The organism is Peribacillus sp. BM1, from assembly GCF_056679975.1.
On sequence record NZ_CM155259.1, the window covers coordinates 2,982,896 to 3,003,436 of the forward strand.

The window sequence follows — 20,541 nt, forward strand, 5'->3', positions numbered from 1 at the left end:
AGGGCGCGAATTGATGTATTTATTTTAACTGTAAGTTTTTCTCTCGAATTAGCACAAGATAATAGTACTAAGTGATAAAATATATTAGACGTTATAGAAAAGGGTTGAAATAATGAAAACTAGAGTAACAGATATTTTTGGAATTAATTATCCGATTATACAAGGTGGGCTTGCTTATCTAGGTTATGCGGAGTTAGCTTCTTCAGTTTCCAATGCAGGAGGGTTAGGGCAAATTACAGCAGCAACTTTACGTACACCTGAAAACCTTCGAAGTGAAATTCGAAAAGTACGTAAACTTACTGATAAGCCATTTGGTGTAAATTTTGCCATTGCCAAATACAATGGTCAATATGAAGAATTACTTGAAGTGGCAATTGAAGAACAAGTACCCGCAATCTCTATTACTGGTGGTAATCCTCAACCTGTTTTAGAAAGAGTTAAAGGAGAAAATATTAAAACATTAGTTCTCGTATCAGGTGTTAGACATGCACAAAAAGCTGAACAACTTGGTGCTGATGCCATTATGGCTGTTGGTCAAGAAGGTGGTGGTCATATAGGGCGAGACGATATAGGTACAATGGTTCTTATTCCTCGAATTGTGGATCATGTATCAATTCCTGTACTGGCTGCTGGGGGAATTGGTGATGGACGAGGTTTATTGGCGGCTTTTTCCTTGGGAGCAGAAGGAATTGTGATGGGAACTCGATTTATTGCTACTCAAGATTGCGTACACGCAAATGAAAAATATAAAAGTGCTCTTCTTCAAGCAAACGAGACGGATACAGTAATTATTAAGAAAACATTGGGAACACCAGGTCGAGTTCTCAAAACAAACTATGCTTTAGATATTATCGAACGTGAAAGTAAAGGAGCTACATACGAAAATCTTAAAGATATGATTAGTGGTAAATCAAATTGTAGATATATCTATGATGGAAATTCTGAAGAAGGTATTGGTTGGGCAGGACAAATAATCGGCCTTATTAACAATATTCCTACGGTTCAAGAGTTGATTAGTGAAATGATTCAAACAGCAAATCAAGGAATGGAGCGAATGCAGAATATGATAGGAAGGAGAGTTGATAGTTAAGCCATTTTTTATTGGCGACATCTGAATTTAGATTAATGATATGATTATCTTTTGTTTTATAAAACATAAGAAAAGCATTAAAGTTGATAAGTACGAGTTACTGAAGCAGCCCTTGTTCTTTAACAATCGGGCGCTATCCTTGAACAAGGATAAACGCTCATTTTTCATTTAAGGGCCAGATTGCGGAATAAGGGGCTAGGATCTACGGTTTATAACGAGAGGAGTAACAGAGGTGAAAGGGATTAAAGCATTTATCGCAGTATTCTTATTGGTTATTTTGTTGGCCGGACTGTCTGCATGTGGAGGAAATGATAAAAGTGGTTACTTTCCCAATAAAGAAGAGGCTCTTAAACATTTCATTCAGAAAGAAGATGTTAAAGGGAATATTGACTTGGTTACGACAGCCAAAGATGAAAAGTTATTAGTAACACAGACAAGGGAAAAGACATACTTTGTGGGCGAATTGACGGAAGACAAGAATGGATATTACACCGAGAGAATATCAGACAATGTTGCAATGGAGGATGGCGGTAGCTGGGAACTAAATACTTTGTGTGGCAATGAATACACCATTTATTTCGAAAAGGACAAAGGAAATTTAGATTATATACAGTTATCCAATGGAGAATATAATATTCTGCTTGTAAAGGGACATACGATAACTCAAAACGGCCTGTCCTTAACAAGTGCAATAAAAAGAGTTGAGGCAGTAAAAGACTAATGCCATTAAAGGGCGCTTTTCTAGAGTATGGATCTGCGCTCTTTTTCATTAAAGGGCCATATAATGGAGGAAGAATATCAAGAAAAATTAATTTCTTAGGGTAATGATAGTATGGTGTTTGTGAATGATTCTACTTAAACTTTAGATGCAGGTTAGTGAAATAAATTTATCGGATAGGACATTGGGAATTATTTATAGAAAGGATACCACTCTAAAAATTGGGCATCATAACTTTATGATAAGTAGAACAAATTTAAGGGTGAATGTTAAAAATGAAAAAAACAAAAATAACTACATTATTAGAATTATTGAATGCTATTTCTGAAAATGTGCCGCAAATTTTGGAAGTTCAAGGATCCATTCTTTCCCCTCATTCAATCACTATACCTGAAGGCTATCAAATATTTGGAAAAAATATTGAATCATGTATAGTAAGCTTCAATAATAGTGATGGTTTTGGAGTAACTTGCAACAATACCATCTCAAACCTAACTGTTATGACAAAACAAACAAACCGAGCAATTTATACAGTGTGTGGCATTCCGGATATGGGGAATCTTGTCTTTGAAAATTTGTATATTACAGGTCAGGTTTCAATTATTTCTAGGCAAGGTACGGACAGAATCAACCTTTATGGAAACAGTATCCATATCACCTCTTGCGATTCGAGGCATTATAGTGAGCAACCTCAAAAGTATGGCGTTAATGTGTATCAAGGAGCAATGACTGTATACAATTTCAATTCAGATCCTAACAGTCAAATTGATTGTGAATTAACAAACATCTCCATAGGCACTAAAAATGCTCCTGTAATTGGCTCAGGTATTTTTGTTTGTGGATTTGGCGATGAAGGTGGAAAGGTTAATTTAGAAGCACTAACTACAGGTGCTGTCTATTCAAATGGAATGTTGCCGTATGGGACAGCTAATATTATTACCGCGGCAGTATTCATTGTGTATGGTGTGGAAGCAAAAATAGTTGAACATCATGACGAGATTGTGACTTACGGTGTGAATGACATGGTGCTGGATACATGGGGAAAAGTTGAAAAATGGGTTAGCCATTGTCCGGTCATATCTTATGGACCAAGCGGCATTGGATTTGTGAATTTTGGAACAGTAAAAGATTTCTTGGCGCAGGATATTATTACATATGGATTAGGAGCGAGAGGGTTTAATCAATATGACGGTACAGTAGAAAATATTAAATTTAAATCCATTACAACCCATGGGGATGGTTCTATTGGAATACAAGTCAGTAAGCCCATTGGAAATATGATTATTGAAGAAAATGTTGCAACATATGGCTCTGTTGGCAATTCCCTAGTTAAAGGCGTAATCATGAAACTTGCGGCAAATGCCGTAAGTATTAAATCAGGGGGCAAAATTGAAAGTTTGACCGTTAATGGAGACATTATTACGCACGGTGGTGGTGTTACAAGTTACGCATTGGAAGGCGGAGAAGTGAAGGAACTTAACATTGGGGGTAAAATCATTGCTAATGGTAAAAATGCGAAAGAATTATTAAAGGACGAGGACCTTGATTAAAGTCAATTATTAATGTCCAAATCTTATAGTAAATCATATCACATGTAGCTAATCTTTTTCTTTGTGGAACTAACGAGGACGTTAGTTGAATAGCGATCTTCAACAATCGGGCGCTTTTATTTAACAAGTAGCTAAAAGGATCTTCACTGGGAGATCCTTTTTCAATGCCTATAAAGGTGATTATGTTAAGTGCCTTAAGGTACTCTTTTCAATGTACGAAAGTATGCAAAATCATACATTCGTAAAAACACCTTCTTCAACTAAAGGGGCAGGTTACTTTAAGAAGGTTAGTCAGAATAAATAGCGAAATTATAAGATAAAATCTAAAAGGTGAATCTGGAAGGTGAAAAATTGATACAGTTAAATGAAAGCTTAGGTGAGTTATGGGCAAATGTTATTGATGGAACCAATATTGATGTTTTTAACCATAGAATTGTGTTCGATACAAGAGCTATTGATTTCGGTAAAGTTACAAATTACAAATTAACTTTCGAGGAAGTATCATCCTTTTATTTTCTTGAAGATGCGGGAGAAAGCAGATTTAACCTATTAGAACCCGATGACAGGGTGGATTATTTAGAATTAACATCAATAGATTATCATCCAAATGGGGTAGGTTTAATCTCTATTAAGTCAAAGACGGAAGATTGGGTAAAGCAATATATTTCCAATGCTAATTTTTCAATAGAAATTTGGAGTGCACTTCTGTTTGTAGAGGCTAAACGAGTAATAATAAACGGTGAAGTTTTTGAAGTAGGATACCCAAAGTAAAACCTTACCTTATTAAGCTAACGGGGCAGTTTACTTCTATAAGCAGGAGGTTTTTTAATCTTTGTTGAATAAATCTTTTTGTACTAAAGACGCAGTTTAGTTGATGTACACATTTGTAGCATTATGCGAACCAAGGATGTGATTGTATGTTTCAAGATGGATTTCCAAACTATTTGAGAGATGATGTGACTAAAGCAGTTAGATTGATTCCACATAAGACTTCTAATAATGTCACTATTGGTGTGTCGCAGGATAATATTCAATATTTTCAAGATGATAATGTGATTCGGTTTCCTTATCGTATCTACTACATTGATATTTCAGATGAAGTTATAGAGAATTTGAGTATACGACAAAAAATGATTTTGCATTGCATTTATTCAAGAAGTTGTGACGGGTTTGTTCGACAAAAGCATTTGTATTCGTTGCTTCAGATGGATTATGAAAATTGGGCTATTCCTTATATCGTAAAAATATGTGATGAATATGTCGTAGAAATATTAGAAATGACTTATGATATTTTAAAAGAACAGGATACAGAACGGATTAAGAGATTTTGTCTTGAAAATATTGGTCCGTTTTGCAAAAGCTATAATAGAATGATTAGCTATTGGAACGAATATCATAGGTGTAGATACAAAAATTCCCAACATTATATTGGCAGAAAGTTATTTAGAGAATATTTTGGTTACTCTAAATCAATGGAACGGAGAAAAAAAGTGTAATAAATCCATTTTGGTAGTTCGATTATTACTCATATTATGAAATAATTTCATTTATCCTTCTAAAAACATTTCGAAGAGTTTGTGAAACAATACACTTAAACTAACGGGGTGCGTTAGCGCCATAAAAAGGCCGCCAATTGGCGGCCTTTTTTACACTTTTTCTGAATGTATGAAAATATCTAAAATCATACATTCAGAAAGACCCCACCTTCAACTAAAGGGGCAGGTTAGTTCAATAAGAAAAAATAGGATGCAGTATATTAGGAATAAATTTTGATAATAGGTTTAAAATAACCTCTTGCAGATAAATATCGGTAAGAGGTTATTTTTTTGTAATGAGGGGAGTTTTGAGCAATCTCTTATTACTCTATATTAGTATTATAAATATTCTTTTATATTGATAACAGTTTTTAAGCTATTATTTGATTGGCTTTTTTTCACATGACGTCCATAAAGTACATAGTATAAGGCAATTGTAAGTAATACAACTACTGCTAAAAACGCATATAAATGACTATAAGACATAAATGAAATGAGAAGACCAAGAATATAAGGACCGAATCCAAGACCGATATCTAAAAAGATAGAGAATGTCGAAGTAGATAAACCAACTTTTTCAGGTGGTACAGATTTAATGGAAATCGCTTGGCAACAAGATTGTAAATTACCGAACCCAAATCCTATAATAATGCTTGCTAAAATTAAAATTGAACCACTATGTGTACTGCTTAAAATAAACATGCCTACTGCAAATAAAATTAATGCAGGATACATTACATAATTTGCATTTTTCGTATCTAATAAACGTCCAGAGAAGGGACGTGAAACTAGAATTGCTGCAGAATAAGTGATAAAGAAGAAACTTGCAACGTTTACAAGTTCTAATTCAATGGCATAAAAATTAATATAGGTTAACACACTTGAATAACAAAATCCAAGTACAAGCATGACAATGGAAATGGGTAAAGCTTTAGGTTCAATGAAATTTTTAAAACTAAATGATTCTTTTAGTTTAATAGATGTAATTACTGGTTTTGGAATCTTTGCAAATAAAGCGATAACCAAACTTACAATTCCTAGTGCAAAACAACCTAAGAAAATAAAGTTATAGCTTGTGTGTTGTGCTAATAATAGACCTAGAAATGGGCCAACAGCTGTAGCAATAATTGTACTCAAACTGAAATAGCCGATCCCTTCTCCTTTACGAGAAGCAGGAATGATAAAAGCTACAATAGTAGTAGTGGCAGTGATAGCAATACCTAACATTATACCGTGAATAACCCTTGTTAAAATTAAGAATGGGATACCAATTTGAATAAAGTATAATGCAGATGAAAGTGTATATAAAATTAAACCAATAAATAGTATTTTCCGATAGCCGATTTTTTCTATATAACGCCCAATAAATAACCGTCCAATTAATACACCTACTATGAAAATACTAGAAACCAGTCCAGCTTGACTGGTTGAAGCATTGAAGGTGCTTGTTGCATATCCACTCATCATTACGATAAGTAAGTATACAACTAATGCTAAGAAAAAGTTCATGGCTGAAATAATGATAAAATCTTTTGTCCATAACCGTTCTGATTGATTCATTGTTTTTTTCCTCCTAATATAATACAGCTTCTTCATTATTTTACTATTTTTAATGTTAATATCATTTTAAATTAAGTAAGAGGTTTTGAATAATTATACGTTTTCACTTTATTTTGTTGTTGATATTGTGTGTTTCTACTTCCCGATAATCTTTCAAATGCATCTGCATAAAAATCATAATCAGCTTTAAATATTTCAATTAGTTTTTTCATAAATGCTCCTTTCCTATTTATTAACCATTAGATGATACAATTTGGTAGCTTTCCTAGAAAAAGTTGCTAATCCTATATATTTAATGTGGAAACGAAGACATAAATGGCGGATTTATTTCTCTTTCCTTTGACATTTTTCTTACCTTCGTTTCGATACATGTATCACTATATACCTTGAAGTACACTCCAAGACAAGGGGAAAGTTTCAAGGGAATTTTCATAAACAAAAAACGAAGAACATTTAGTTAGGAAGATTGAACGAATTCTTATATCTGAACAAACTAATACTTGTTAGTTTCTATTTAAGAAACATAAAAAACTAGGCGGTGGTGGATTATGGAAAGGTTCACAACAAAAAAAAGGACTATTGATTTGCCTTGGAGTGTACTTCAAGGTTTGGCGTGAAGGAGATCATACAGCAGCATTAAAATTATCTGATTTAGAAATTCAATTAATGCTTGAGGATAATGAGCAGGAATTATCAGCTGGTGGAATTTTCTTAGTAGATAGTGTTGATGAAATCTATAGTGATAATAAAGATACTTTAGAATTCATAAACGGGCCTGTGGATGTTCCGCCTGAACGTTATGCTATTTATAAAGATAATTCAGGTAATCTTTAAGAATTATTTATTCTTCTAGTTATATCCTTCTCCAACTACTGGTGCGATTGTTTAATAACAGAATCGCTTACTTCTTAAAGCAAATGAGGGTCTTATTAATTGAGCGGGAGGTACATAATGGAGTTTTATAAATTTAATAAAGATAATGGTAAAAGAATCTCAAAATTTAATTCAAGTTTTATTCTGTCTCACATTATTCAAACTGACAAGATGACCAACATAGGATGTTTGCACTTAGATGAAAACGGCATTGTAGGATATCACCAAGCAGTAGTACCTCAACTTCTGTTAATCTTAAATGGGGAAGGGTACGTCCGTAGTGAGAAGGAATACTTCAAAGTTCAGTCTGGAGACGCTGTCTTTTGAGAGAAAGACGAGTGGCACGAAACGAAATCAGAAAAAGGATTGACTGCTATTGTAATTGAAAGTGAAGCATTAAATCCTTCATCATTTATGCTAAATAAATAGATGTTGTTCAACTATCGGGTGCTATCGTATTATAAGGTTAGCCAGTTTTACTGGTTGACCTTTTTTTAATAGAATCTATTATATCAGTAGCCAGGGTAGGACGTACGGGTGCGTGGGACTTGATCCCGTGAACTAAACTGTCCGCCCCCTACTTGTAGAAACATGTTTGAGGCTGGTTGGGACGTAGATCTCGTATAACAAGCGAAGCTATGACACTACATGGAGGACTAGGGGTACTGGTTAGTAAGTAGAGGAGGAAAAAACGATGAATCCAGTAGTTGGTCTGGATGTGGCAAAGGGAGAGAGCCAAGTTCAGGCATTTTTAGATCAATTTAAACCGTATGGGAAGAGCTTTTCAATAAAGCATACTAGAGAGGAATTAGATCATTTTATAGGATTTCTAAAAGAAATAGAAGATGTGACAGGGCAGATGCCTATGGTCATTTTAGAATCTACAGGGCATTACCATACTCCTGTTATTCAATACTTGGAGGAACAAGAGATTCTATATATCTTACTAAATCCGATCATTTCTTATCAGGCAAAGAAGACTAGTTTACGAAAGGTAAAAACAGACGTAATCGATGCGTATCAGTTATGTGTGCTGTATTACAAAGAGGATTTTGAACCTCATAAAATTAGAGGAATTCGGCTGTTAGACCTTCGGAATTTGTCCAGACAACAGGAAATCGTAACGAATATGTATGTGGAAGCTAAACTTCAGTTTCACACCATTTTAGATCAAGTATTTCCTGAATACCGAAAGGTTTTTGGGGATCTATTTTCAAGGGTTTCTTTATTGATATTAAAGGAATATCCCACTTCAGAGGCGGTATTAACAGCTGGAGAAAGTCAAATAGCAGAGAGTGTTATAGAGTTCTGTCCAAGCCGGTCGAGTCAATGGGCATGGGAAAAAGCAAAAAAAATAATGGACTCCGCATCACGAAATCCATTCAAAAAAACGTGTATGAAAGTCACGTAATCAATCTTCATATGTATATTGAGTTACTTTTTCATTACCAGGGACACCTCTCTGATTTGGTAGATCGTATAGTGGCCCTGGCAAATGAACTGGAAGAATATAAGATCATCCAATCGATTCCCGGTATCGGAGAAAAAATCGCAGCCACAATTATCTCTGAAATTGGTGAAATCGATCGGTTTAATCATCCGAAAAAACTAGTTGCCTTCGCTGGAGTAGATCCAAGTGTCCACTCATCGGGTAAGTTTACGGCAACCATAAATCGTATTACTAAAAGAGGTTCGAGCAGACTACGTCATTCTCTGTATCTTGCCGTACTATGCGGCATAAGAAGTTCAAGGAACAAAAAGCTTAAAGAATTCTATGATAAGAAAAAATCAGAAGGAAAACCGGCCAAAGTGTCAATCGTCGCCTGTATTAATAAGTTGCTTCATTGGATTTATGCTTTATTAAAGAGAAAAGAAACGTTCCTAGATTTAGCCTGATTAACGGTTTTGGGAAACAGAGAAAAATCCTTCCAAAAGGCTTTTGGAGGGTTTTTTGGCATGGCCAAAAATAGTATATCATAAGGGAAATGAAAATTTTAGAGAAAGATATTGACATCCTATTAGCTGGTTTACTTCAATAAGGAGTAAAGCATTTTTCATATTCAAGTAACAGGGCAGGATATTACACACTTATATGCCGAGTTTAATGGGCTGCAATGGATAGTAGATCGGTATATAAATCACACAATATATGCCGAGTATGTCACCGATAAATGGATGATGAACGTATATAATGTATATTATGTGCCTAGTTAAATATGTAGGGGTGAAACAGATAATTGGTCATCTCTAATAAAGGAAAAGTGAGAGGAAAGAAAGGAAGGAATATTCTTTACGACCTCTGGATCTAGCTTTCTTCAGGCTATGAAAGAAAAGGGACTGGATGAACGAGATATCTTCATGGACAAACAGAGTGGTTATTGTCATAAAAATAATGATATAAAAACAGCTGTGGCCAATGCGGTATACATCCATGGTGCTTGTGCGGATCAATGGGTTGCATCAAGAAGTGACCGGTCCATAACTGCCCATGATTTAGACGGGCTTTTATCCACCGTTTGCTATCAGTTGGAGAAAAACAGCAGGCACATCTATAATCTAGATGTGCCTGCTGTTTTTTTGTTATTTCTTTTTTTTAGCTTTCGTGTCATTCCGTCTATTGGCTAATTCATCTAAATCGACCTCTTTTTGTTCTGTATCACTGCCGATATAGATGGATTTATGTGCTTGTTGAATTTTATTGAATTTATTGAAGTCCATATGATCATGATTCACCATTTTTTTATTCCTCCCAAAAGTCTAATTAAAAAGTGTCCAATAATGTTATATCGTTTGTATTGTTGTGTATTGTTGGATTTTTTATGCGATGAAAAGAGTTCCTTTTGATTGGGGAGAGTTCGTAAATGAACGTTTTTCTGATTTTTGAGTGATATTAATAGTTCAAGCTCAGTTTACTCATACTATGAGGGATGATAAATATGCCATGTCAATCAAGTGATAAATTAACCGAATTAGTGACAGAGGCGAAAGCATGTACAAGAAAAGGTAAGGTTACAGTCTGCATGAAAACCTAACCATGGACAAAAGCAACGCAACGGGGCAATTAATGTTCCACCTCTTCGCAGCCTTTGCAGAATTTGAACGGAATCTGATCAAGGAACGCTCAGCCGCAGGACGAGCAGCAGCAAGAGCGTGTGGACGTCCTGAGAAATTTGGACTGAAAGATTAGGAAAAAGTTATTCGTCTTGCAAAACGTATGAAATCGATTTAGCTGAGAAAGGTATTGTACCTTATTTTAAAGTTAATTATGAAGGTATAGAGTATGGATCTGAACAGATGGGGTTAGGTGAAAAAGCGGCCCATTATATTTATTGGAATTTTAAAAGAATGCCGAAAAACTCCATTCTTCTTTTAGAGGAACCAGAAACCTATTTAGCACCAAGATCTCAAGAGGCCTTACTTGATGTAATAGCAAAAATAAGTCATAAAAATAAGATTTGGGTAATCCTAACTACACATTCTCCTGGAATTCTTAAAAGTATTCCACCTAAACATGTAAGGTTGCTTACAAAAGGTGAGAATACTATTCAAGTTTTAGAACCAAAAGCCCATTCTGACTATTTACAAACATTGGGGATTAGTACAAAAAAATCTGGAATCATTTTGTTGAGGACCGTGCGGCTAGGTTTTTTCAAAGTATTGGCTAGGTAAGTATTCTCCGTACTTATTACAGGAGTACGATATCATAGATATTTCTGGGGTAGATAAAATTGTACAACAATTAAAGGACTTCCCTGGAGGTATAAAATGGTTTAAGATTTTTGGTTTGTTTGATGGTGACCAAAGAACTGAAATTAAGGATAAACTCAATTGGCCCTATTCATTTTTACCTGGAGTAGAGCCAGTAGAAAAACAGTTTATCCAATTGGCGAGAGATAATAGAGTTGAATTTGCTTCAATAATACGAAGAGACTTAACTCAAATAAATATTGCCCTTGCTACATTGGATGGTAAAGACCACCACGATTGGTTAATAGAACTACCGGATTTACTAGGGTTAAGTTATGAACAATTAATTGCTGCTCTTTTTGACTTAGGTATGTCAGATGAAAAATTCATGAATGACACTGAAGATGCATATAAACAACTGTTTGAGAATTTATTTTCAAAATAATAAGTAATCATTAAACCAGAAAATCAACAATAATAACTGAAAATTATCATATATTCTTTCACTAACGCCAACTGTTGTATTACTTCTACTTTTATTACTGTGGTTTTTTCTATTAGGTTGGAAAAACAATCTTTATAATTTCAATAGTATGGGAATAGATCAAAAAGGGATTTTGTTTTTATATCCAAAGTTTACATAATACACCTTATCGGTCCTTCGCAAAGTACTACTCTTAACAATAATCACAGGAATATAAATACCTATTTGCTAGCATTAATTACAAGTGACAGACATACCGAACGTATGTTATGTTGATGGTGACACTACTACATACTAATAAGAATAAAGGAAGAGGTGTTTCACAATGAACAAAACGGACCTAGTGAATGCTGTAGCAACACAAGCAGAACTAACAAAAGAAGACGCTAAAAAAGCAGTGAATGCACTGATTGAAACAATCTCTACTACGCTTGCTAAAGAGGAAAAAATCCAATTAGTTGGATTCGGTACATTTGAAGTGCGCGACCGAGCAGCCCGAACGGGTAGAAACCCACAAACAGGAGAAGAAATACAAATTGCTGCTTCTAAAGTTCCTGCTTTTAAACCAGGTAAGGAATTAAAAGAAGCTGTTAAATAAAATAAAAATATATTAAACATAGTGTAAAAATATGTATCCATTCTGTTTTTTTAATAGATATGAATTTGAAAAAAAGCTTGATTGTTTGTAGTTTGTATCCTGCAGGCATAGGTAATCAACCATAGACTGTCTCGTGTGATGAACGGGCAGACATGAGGGCTATATAATGGGTTAATGATTTGTATTTAAAATGAAGGAAATGGGATATTTATGTTATATATACTGTTTTGTTAATATAGGATTTAGGTTGAGCATATTGGTGTTGTTCTATTGTTCAACACTTAAGGTTTAAATTTCTAAGTTGTTGACTAAGTTAATAAATATATCTATTAAAAAATTTATCTAAAAGGGGAATGCTATCATGAGCGGCTATAACGCAGTATTAGCAAGAAATACGGAAAATGCTCCAAACGATATCGGTCCATATTCACAAACTGTAGCTTTCTCTCATTACAATTATCTTTCAGCTCAATTACCTATCGAACCCAAAACTGGTAAATTGGTAGCTGGTGGTATAAAAGAGCAGGCTGAACAGTGCTTTAAAAATATCAAGGCAATTGTAGACAGCATCGATCATGTTATGAGCGATGTTGTTAGAATCACTGTATTCGTTAAGAATATCAAAGATATTGACGCTGTAGACGAAGTTTATAAAACATTCTTCCCAACCTATGTTCCTACACGGACGATAGTCGCAGTTGCAGCTTTACCTATGGATGCTTTGGTGCAAATTGAAGCACTTGTTTCAAACGGTGAAGGTACAATTCCAAACGCACCACAAGCAGGCGACCTCATAAAGCTTACAAATAACACGGCAAATGCACCAACAAGTCGTCTATCTACACAAACTGTATCTTTCTCTCATTACAATAATCTTTCAGCTCAATTACCTATCGATCCGAAAACTGGCAGATTGGTAGCTGGCGGTGTAAAAGAGCAGGCTGGACAGTGCTTAAAAAATATCAAGGCAATTTTAGAAAGTATCGACGTTCCTTTTGACGATATTGTTAAAATTAATATCTTCCTTAAAAACCTCTCGGATATTGAAGCCGTAAACGAAGTTTATAAAACATTTTTCCCAGACTCGGCTATCGCCAGGGCCGCAGCCTATGTCCCTGCACGGACAACAGTTGCAGCTTCAGCTTTACCTATGGATGCTTTGGTACAAATTGAAGCAGTGGTGTCACACGGAGATGGTACACCCCCACAAGCTGTTGAAGACAGGCATGGAATCGTCATAAAGGCAAACAACACTGAAAATGCACCAAAGAGTTCTCTATCTACACAAACTGTAGCGTTTTCTCATTACAATCACATTTCAGTTCAATTACCTTTGGACCCAAAAACTGGTGAAATGGTAGCTGGTGGTGTAAAAGAGCAGGCTGGACAGTGCTTAAAAAATATCAAGGCAATTTTAGAAAGTATCGACCACGTTATGGACGATGTGGTTAAAGTGAATATCTTCCTTAAAAATATCGCAGATATTGATGCTGTAGACGAAGTTTACACAACATTCTTCCCAGGCGGTGTTCCTGCACGAAGAACAGTTGGCGTATCAGCTTTACCTAAAGATGCTTTAGTCCAAATCGATGTAGTTGTATCAAACGCTGAAGGAACACCTCCAAAAGCATAACAGGCATTTGTTTGTAAATACAGGAACTATCAAAGTTACTTGTTAATGCCGATAGTGAATACGAAATCGCATATCCTATTCATAAAAAGGGGCTGTCTCAAATGAAAATTGAGACAGCTTCCGTTTTTTAACAGCGCAAATGAAAAAGCATCGAGATTTTAGCCGGTTATGGTAGAAATCTTGATGCTTTTTTATTTTCCGGGCATAACAAAAAAACTGGGTTAGCTTGCGAATCTATGCGATTGAATTTTTATAGAGGGTGACATCTAAACTTTGAGTTTGGATACTTTTGTGAAGTTTGTTCAGTTTATAGCCAAAACACAGAAACATAAACTCAACCTTCACACTTTGTTTATCTCTTGTTAAAAACCTTCGAAATCCGTAATCTTCCTTCAAAACTCCGAATACACCTTCCACTTGGATTAATCGATTCTCCCGAGCGAGTCAGGATACGACTTTAAGCAAGGAAATACGCTCTAAGTTAGAGCAAGGGGGGCAAAGCAACTCGATTTAACAACGATGGCAGATTTCGAATGGGATGCAGTCAAGGCAATTGGTCCTTATACAACAAATGAAATAATTGATGATTCAATGGGCATTCAATTTAAAGGTGATTATGGAGGCATTGAAAGAATTGAGAATCGATTTTTATTAGTATTTGCTAATGGAAAAAATGCAGTTAAAACAGTAGTTCTTTCTAGAGAATATGGGGACTTTACAATTAAGGATAATAAATTATTAATTGTTAAATAGTAATCATTCATACCGTAGCATGAATGGGTGCAGCATAATTTAAATAGGAAATAATATTCCACAATCGGGCGCTTTAATGGAAGATGGGTCGCAGAAATGATCAATCTTTTTTCAAAACACGCTCTTTCCTTTTGTTCATTTATTAAAGTAATTCGTATCAATTTGATCGAACTTTATTCCCAACCTACACTATATGAGATTCATAACCGGGTGGCAGGCTATCTTAAAGAGATGTATGGAGATATTGGTGATTGTTTAGCAGATGATCAAGATCACGTATACGGGGAAAGTTGTTAAGCTAGGTAGAGTAGGAGCTAATAGGCTTCTGTTTTTTTATTTCCACAAAAGAGGTACCAGTACATATAAGTCGGGTTATATGTACGCGGTTCTTTTCATAAGTCTCTGTTAAATTTTTTCCTTAACCCAATAAAAAAAGTACCCGATTAATCGGATACATACTTAATGATTCCATGTAAATAAATTGAGTATTCTCGCTGCACATACTCTCTTAATTTAATTTTTCCTTCTCTTTCTAATTCTTTAACCAATTCTTCAATCTTATTTTCATCTTCTTTAGTATTCTTAGGAATTTCTAGTGAAAATAAATTACCTTGATGTGTACTCTGAATCTTTTTTAATAGTTTCTCTTTATTCATTGAGGCATCCCCTTTATCAACTCGTAGAACAAATAAAAAACTAAATGTTGCTCTGGATTTATTATATCCGATTAACGTATATGAAAAGTAAAAAATGAGAATTTTTTCTTGTTATCAATGAGAATCTGTTACATGTCCATGTTAATTCATTATTTTTCAGGAAGGTTCATTTAAATGGCACCGATTATCGCTACTTGAGTACGTAATACCAATGCTAGCATATGTGCAAGATGGATATTTATCCTTATTGTTACTGTCAAGAAACAGTTGTTCTTTATGGATAAGAGCAAGGGTACCTGGTGAAAGTGAATCTTAGTTATGACTAACTAAACTCCCTTGCTCAATATCAATATATTTCACTTAATATTCATTTGTGATGCTTCGAGTAGTCTTTAGGCGCGGTCTTTCTTTAGATGTTTTATTGGATAAAGGCTTCAAGCATACTTCGGGCGGTAGCACTACAGCCTGTAAGAAAGGGAAGGTCGCTCTTTCTAACATGCTGTACGTTAAATGGCCCGATAACCACGGTTTGTACGGCTAGCGCCTACATAGGGTTCCTGTTCCATTTTCGGTTCCCGCCATACCGAACGAGTCGAAGAACAGAAGATCAAACAGATAAAGACGAAAGGAATGCAGCCATCCGGCTGCTTTTTATTGTGTGCCAGGCATGGCAACTATCTAGGTGGTGAAAGTCCACTGTGGGGGTACGCATCGACCAACCACTAAGGAAGCGCAAGGTACTCACCGTGAGGCAAGGGCTGAAGGAAGCGTGGAATAAAATCTTGGCTCGACGAACAGAAATCTGATACTAAGGCTCTACAAAGGGATAAGGCTCCAATACAAGTCAAAGTCCAAAAGATGTGCGTAACTTTGTAGGGTAAATCAGGCGAGTAAAAGAGGAAAGATGGTTGTCTTACCCTGGGAGGTCTTGCGGATGTACATAGGTACAGTCGAAAAAGGTTAACCGCAAGAAGTCAGCAGAAGCCATAGTAGTGAAGTCATTCATGAAGGGCTGAACAATTTATAGTGTTTCAACGCCACGAATGCGTAAGTGACCTATTCCGAATGTATTAATGGTGAAAGTATGAGCGTATCTCAAAGGATAACCAAAATGGAACTATCACTTATTACGTGAGAGGAAGGGAGAAACGAGTGTGAAACTTTTAGAACAGATTCTAAGTAATCAAAATATGAATGAAGCCTACTTACGTGTCTATAAAAATAAAGGTGCCAGTGGGGTTGATGGAGTTACAGTCGACGAACTGAAACAATATCTGATAGAGCATAAAGCCGAGCTGCGTCAGCGCATCAGAACAAGAAAATACCAACCACAAGCTGCCTTAAGAGTGGAGATTCCAAAAGAAAATGGCAAGATGCGCAAATTGGGAATACCAACAGTAGTGGATAGGGTCGTTCAACAAGCCATTCATCAAGTACTCAGTCCGATATTTGAAAAGCAGTTCAGCGAATTCAGTTATGGTTTTAGACTGAAAAGAAGTTGTGAGATGGCCATTATAAAAAGCTTGGAATTTTTGAATGATGGACACGATTGGGTTATAGATATCGACCTTGAAAGATTTTTCGATACAGTCCACCACGATAAACTCATGCGAATTATTTCTAATACAATAGATGACGGAGATGTCATTTCTCTAATAAGAAAATATCTTGTCAGTGGGGTTATGGTAAATGGGAAATATGAAGAAACACCAGTTGGAACTCCGCAAGGAGGAAACCTAAGCCCATTATTGAGTAATATTATGTTGAACGAACTGGATAAGGAACTAGAAAGTAGAGGACTCCAATTCGTGAGATACGCTGACGATGCCCTTATTTTCGTGAAGAGTGAGAAAGCAGCCAATAGAGTGATGGAATCAATCGTGAGATTTATAGAAAAGAAATTAGGGTTGATAGTCAATGTAGAAAAGAGTAAAATCTCCCGTCCAAAAGATTTGAAATTCTTAGGATTTGGATTTTATTACGATTCTAAGAATGAGAAATATCAAGTAAAACCTCATCTCACATCCATACAAAAACTTCAAAGGAAGCTTCGAAAATTAACAAAGCGAAATTGGAGTGTTCCTCTGGACTACCGAATTCTAAAACTAAAACAGGTCATACTTGGGTGGGTTAATTACTTTAGAATCTCGAATATGAAAAAAACGATGACTGAGATAGATAAGAAGCTTCGCTCTAGAATTAGAGTGATTATCTGGAAGCAATGGAAGGTAGCGAAGAAACAAATCAAATCGCTTGTTCAATTAGGGATTCCGGAGGAAGAAGCGAAAGGATTAACTTTCTGTCGAAAAGGTTACCGGTACATCGGACTATCAAAAGTTGTTCAAAGAGCAATTTCAAACAAAAGACTAAAGCAGAGGGGGCTTCCCTCTGCTTTAGAACATTATCTAAAAGTACACACTGTAATATAAATTGAACCGCCGTATACGGAACCGTACGTACGGTGGTGTGAGAGGGGCGAAAATAGTTAAATTATTTTCCCTATTTGCCTTCCGAATCGTAAAACAGCGCAAGCCTTCTAACCTTTCAGCCGGTAGGACACCCGAACCTTTCCGGCTGAAAGGTTAGAAGGCTAGTCAATCGGTCAAGGGGCACAAAACTTTTTTATTAAAAACGCTACGCAACATAAAAAACTTTTACGCTCAGATCGCCCTTGACCACGTGATAGTTACCCATAATGGAATGCATTTCAGCTTGAAAGAAAAGGGTTATCTTTAAAATTAATTAACGGGCAAAGGGGATTTTCCCCTTTGTTTGAAAGGAGAAATTCATAATGATTGAGAATGAAAGAAGTAGTGAATGAAAGGATATGAAATCTTCAGCTGATTTTTATCTAGGGAAAGATATAACGGAAAAGAGCTTATGACTGTTGCACTGATTATTTTCACGGCGGGGATGCAGAATAAAACATGGAAGGAAATACTCGATTGAAAATTGACCTCAGCTGATCGATCGTCAGACGGTGATTCTTACGCTACGAACGGGCGCTATTCTTTATCAAGGATAAGTGCTCATTTTCATTTAAGGACAATATTGTTAAGGAACACTTTCACGTATTCATGTAGGATAATGTTTTTTACGTTTAAAAACGCGGTACTCCTTATTAAGTTGCAGAAATTAGCAATAATTATAAAATTACTTCTTCCCATCATTGGCTTGAAAGTTGAAATAAGTAACCGATATAAGTTAAGTGATAAATTTCAAGTATTATAAAAAAAGAATAGTTTCATAAACTACTAAGAAAGGTGTCGATATAATGAAATTTAAACCACTTAAACTTATTTCAACCATTCAAGCGAAACTCATTTTCATATAATTCTTTTATTGATTGTACGATGTTAATTTTGGGAATTTTAGCTGTCATAATAGCGCAACAAGTTTGGAATAAATTGATAAGTTAATTTAAAAAATAGTGTGGAATTTACCCGTGAGATAAAATAAATGAAGCAGGAAATAATAGTAAATCAGGCAATTTTGAGCAACCGTGGAATGTAAACTATAAGAAATTGAGGTACAAGAAGTGAAGAAACGATTTAATTTTAAAAGTATTAAGATGAAAATGTTATTTGGGTTTTCATTAGTTATTTTACTTGTCATTCTATTTGGAATTTATAATTTTTCGGCAATTAAGAAAAGTAACGAGGAAGCTAAAAATATTGTAGAGAAAGAGCTGCCACTATTAATTGCTAATGAACAAATGGCTAGAACTATGGCGAATCGAATATCAACAGCCCGTGGTTACGTGTTATATGGTGGTGACTATAAAGATCGATTTAATGAATATACAGAAGAGGGTAAGCGTAATGAAGCAATTGTTAGAGAGGTAGGGGCTTCCGAGGAATTTGATCAACTTATCGAAAAGACCGTTGAGTGGCGACAGTTTGTTGCAAAAGAAGTATTCGAAGAGTATGACAAAGGAAATATCGAATTGGCTCGACAAAATCTAGCAGAAAAAAACCAGGTTGTACGTGAAATTATGGTCGGTTATGAAGAGCTGGCAAGTAAAAGTCGAGATTCGATTAATAAGACAGAGAGCCAAATTATAGCAAAAGGGGGAAAAACACTATTTGTAGCCACGATAGTAACAATTTTGGTTATTTTGGTTAGTTTAGCTGCAGCACTAATTACTTCCAATATTATTGCAAAACCAATCATAAAAGTGATGGAGCGAATGAAGTTAATTTCAAGTGGTGATCTAAGCAATGAACCATTAGAAACAAAGTCACAAGACGAAGTAGGTCAGCTTGTTGTTGCAACAAATGAAATGAGTAACAATATTCGTGAATTACTAAGTGAAATCAATGTAGCCTCTGGATCAATAACAAGTCAAAGTGAAGAGTTAACTCAATCTGCAAATGAAGTGAACGCTGGTTCTCAACAAATTGCCACTACTATGCAAGAATTAGCCGCGGGTACAGAATCAGAAGCCAGAACTGCAAGTGAACTGGCCAACATTATGGGATTATTTTCAACTTCAGTTCAAGAAGCTAATTCTAATGGAGAGCTAATTCAAAAAGCCTCAAATGAAGTTTTCCAAATGACTAGTGAAGGCAGTCAATTAATGGAATCATCCAACAAGCAAATGGCTAAAATTGACCAAATCGTGCAAGATGCAGTACATAAAGTGCAAGGTTTAGATGTTAAGTCACAAGAAATATCGAAATTGGTTTCGGTTATTCAAGAAATTGCTGCCCAGACCAACCTCCTAGCATTAAATGCAGCAATTGAAGCTGCCAGAGCAGGAGAACACGGTAGAGGTTTTGCCGTCGTTGCAGATGAAGTCAGAAAGCTTGCTGAACAAGTCTCTAGTTCTGTAGCAGATATTACTGACATTGTCGCTGGTATACAAAGTGAATCCAGTTTAGTAACGACATCATTACAAGATGGGTATACCGAAGTTAAACAAGGAACAACCCAAATAAAGACAACACGAGAAACCTTTGCTTCAATCAGCTCAGCTGTAACAGAGATGGTAAATAGTATTAAAACGGTCTCTGAGAACTTATCAAGTATTTCATCAAACAGTGAAATAATGAATGGTTCTATCTCAGAGATTGCAGCTATTTCGGAAGAGACAGCTGCTGGAGTAGAACAAACCTCTGCCTCGTCTCAACAAATAAGCAGCTCGATGGAAGAAGTAACCAACAGTTCTGATGACCTTGCGAAATTAGCTGAAAAACTTAATAGATTAGTTCGTCAATTTAAGCTTTAGTTAAACAAGACCATCATTTTGAACTGCACCCCAATTGTTAGACACACCTAACAATTGGAGGTGCAGTTTTTCGTATGACAAAATATAGTTCAGAACTAAAATTAAAGGCAGTTTTAACCTATCTAAAAGGAACAGCTTCATTTAAAACGATAGCTGATCAAAATTTAATATTAG

At 35.5% G+C, this 20,541-nt stretch carries 19 protein-coding genes and 3 pseudogenes; 17 read left to right on the forward strand and 5 right to left on the reverse strand.

Annotated features, from left to right (window positions below):
• Positions 1–112 precede the first annotated feature (112 nt).
• The 5 genes from AC1MGI_RS14400 to AC1MGI_RS14420 all read left to right on the forward strand — a co-directional run bounded on the left by AC1MGI_RS14400 (position 113) and on the right by AC1MGI_RS14420 (position 4,854).
• Positions 113–1,090, forward strand: a complete 978-nt coding sequence (locus tag AC1MGI_RS14400; protein ID WP_480345845.1) for an NAD(P)H-dependent flavin oxidoreductase — start codon at positions 113–115, stop codon at positions 1,088–1,090.
• Positions 1,091–1,322: 232 nt separating this feature from the next.
• Positions 1,323–1,811 (forward strand): hypothetical protein, encoded by a 489-nt coding sequence (locus AC1MGI_RS14405; protein WP_480345846.1) that lies wholly within the window; start codon positions 1,323–1,325, stop codon positions 1,809–1,811.
• Between the two features lie 272 nt (positions 1,812–2,083).
• The gene (locus tag AC1MGI_RS14410) at positions 2,084–3,358 is read left to right on the forward strand and encodes a hypothetical protein (protein WP_480345847.1); all 1,275 of its coding nucleotides are present in this window, start codon (positions 2,084–2,086) and stop codon (positions 3,356–3,358) included.
• Positions 3,359–3,709: 351 nt separating this feature from the next.
• A complete protein-coding gene (locus tag AC1MGI_RS14415; protein WP_480345848.1) occupies positions 3,710–4,129 on the forward strand; it encodes a YxiG family protein in 420 nt (139 codons plus the stop codon).
• A gap of 146 nt (positions 4,130–4,275) precedes the next feature.
• Entirely contained in the window at positions 4,276–4,854 is a 579-nt protein-coding gene (locus tag AC1MGI_RS14420; RefSeq protein ID WP_480345849.1) for a hypothetical protein, read from the forward strand.
• Positions 4,855–5,232: 378 nt separating this feature from the next.
• Here the strand turns inward: AC1MGI_RS14420 and AC1MGI_RS14425 are convergent, their stop codons facing one another.
• A complete protein-coding gene (locus tag AC1MGI_RS14425; RefSeq protein ID WP_480345850.1) occupies positions 5,233–6,453 on the reverse strand; it encodes an MFS transporter in 1,221 nt (406 codons plus the stop codon).
• A gap of 71 nt (positions 6,454–6,524) precedes the next feature.
• Entirely contained in the window at positions 6,525–6,665 is a 141-nt protein-coding gene (locus AC1MGI_RS14430; protein WP_480345851.1) for a hypothetical protein, read from the reverse strand.
• A 367-nt stretch (positions 6,666–7,032) separates the two neighbouring features.
• Here AC1MGI_RS14430 and AC1MGI_RS14435 point away from each other — a divergent pair, with 367 nt between their 5' ends.
• From AC1MGI_RS14435 to AC1MGI_RS14445, 3 genes and pseudogenes are all read left to right on the forward strand, one after another.
• The gene (locus AC1MGI_RS14435) at positions 7,033–7,287 is read left to right on the forward strand and encodes a hypothetical protein (RefSeq protein WP_480345852.1); all 255 of its coding nucleotides are present in this window, start codon (positions 7,033–7,035) and stop codon (positions 7,285–7,287) included.
• A gap of 117 nt (positions 7,288–7,404) precedes the next feature.
• Positions 7,405–7,755 (forward strand): annotated as a pseudogene (locus AC1MGI_RS14440) (cupin domain-containing protein).
• Positions 7,756–8,020: 265 nt separating this feature from the next.
• Positions 8,021–9,222 (forward strand): annotated as a pseudogene (locus AC1MGI_RS14445) (IS110 family RNA-guided transposase).
• Positions 9,223–9,906: 684 nt separating this feature from the next.
• On the opposite strand, the gene AC1MGI_RS14450 reads toward AC1MGI_RS14445, so the two are convergent.
• On the reverse strand, positions 9,907–10,062 hold the full coding sequence (locus AC1MGI_RS14450; protein ID WP_480345853.1) for a hypothetical protein: 156 nt from the start codon (positions 10,060–10,062) through the stop codon (positions 9,907–9,909).
• 274 nt (positions 10,063–10,336) lie between these two features.
• Between AC1MGI_RS14450 and AC1MGI_RS14455 the strand changes: the two are divergent.
• From AC1MGI_RS14455 to AC1MGI_RS14475, 5 genes and pseudogenes are all read left to right on the forward strand, one after another.
• Positions 10,337–10,510 (forward strand): annotated as a pseudogene (locus AC1MGI_RS14455) (recombinase family protein); the annotation flags it as partial.
• Positions 10,511–10,620: 110 nt separating this feature from the next.
• Positions 10,621–10,995, forward strand: a complete 375-nt coding sequence (locus AC1MGI_RS14460) for an AAA family ATPase (RefSeq protein WP_480345854.1) — start codon at positions 10,621–10,623, stop codon at positions 10,993–10,995.
• Between the two features lie 115 nt (positions 10,996–11,110).
• A complete protein-coding gene (locus AC1MGI_RS14465) occupies positions 11,111–11,458 on the forward strand; it encodes a hypothetical protein (protein ID WP_480345855.1) in 348 nt (115 codons plus the stop codon).
• A gap of 364 nt (positions 11,459–11,822) precedes the next feature.
• A complete protein-coding gene (locus tag AC1MGI_RS14470) occupies positions 11,823–12,095 on the forward strand; it encodes an HU family DNA-binding protein (RefSeq protein ID WP_480345856.1) in 273 nt (90 codons plus the stop codon).
• Positions 12,096–12,456: 361 nt separating this feature from the next.
• On the forward strand, positions 12,457–13,728 hold the full coding sequence (locus tag AC1MGI_RS14475; protein ID WP_480345857.1) for a RidA family protein: 1,272 nt from the start codon (positions 12,457–12,459) through the stop codon (positions 13,726–13,728).
• 234 nt (positions 13,729–13,962) lie between these two features.
• On the opposite strand, the gene AC1MGI_RS14480 is transcribed toward AC1MGI_RS14475, so the two are convergent.
• On the reverse strand, positions 13,963–14,145 hold the full coding sequence (locus tag AC1MGI_RS14480) for a transposase (protein ID WP_480345858.1): 183 nt from the start codon (positions 14,143–14,145) through the stop codon (positions 13,963–13,965).
• Between the two features lie 102 nt (positions 14,146–14,247).
• Between AC1MGI_RS14480 and AC1MGI_RS14485 the strand changes: the two genes are divergently transcribed.
• Both AC1MGI_RS14485 and AC1MGI_RS14490 read left to right on the forward strand, forming a co-directional pair.
• A complete protein-coding gene (locus AC1MGI_RS14485; RefSeq protein WP_480345859.1) occupies positions 14,248–14,481 on the forward strand; it encodes a hypothetical protein in 234 nt (77 codons plus the stop codon).
• Positions 14,482–14,577: 96 nt separating this feature from the next.
• Entirely contained in the window at positions 14,578–14,778 is a 201-nt protein-coding gene (locus tag AC1MGI_RS14490; protein ID WP_480345860.1) for a hypothetical protein, read from the forward strand.
• A 146-nt stretch (positions 14,779–14,924) separates the two neighbouring features.
• Here AC1MGI_RS14490 and AC1MGI_RS14495 read toward each other — a convergent pair whose 3' ends face one another.
• A complete protein-coding gene (locus tag AC1MGI_RS14495) occupies positions 14,925–15,137 on the reverse strand; it encodes a hypothetical protein (RefSeq protein ID WP_480345861.1) in 213 nt (70 codons plus the stop codon).
• Between the two features lie 1,154 nt (positions 15,138–16,291).
• Here AC1MGI_RS14495 and ltrA point away from each other — a divergent pair.
• Positions 16,292–17,566 carry a group II intron reverse transcriptase/maturase gene (ltrA, locus tag AC1MGI_RS14500; protein ID WP_480345829.1) on the forward strand — a complete coding sequence of 425 codons (1,275 nt, stop codon included), beginning with the start codon at positions 16,292–16,294 and terminating at the stop codon, positions 17,564–17,566.
• A 1,109-nt stretch (positions 17,567–18,675) separates the two neighbouring features.
• Positions 18,676–20,367 carry a methyl-accepting chemotaxis protein gene (locus AC1MGI_RS14505; protein ID WP_480345862.1) on the forward strand — a complete coding sequence of 564 codons (1,692 nt, stop codon included), beginning with the start codon at positions 18,676–18,678 and terminating at the stop codon, positions 20,365–20,367.
• Positions 20,368–20,541: the final 174 nt, after the last annotated feature.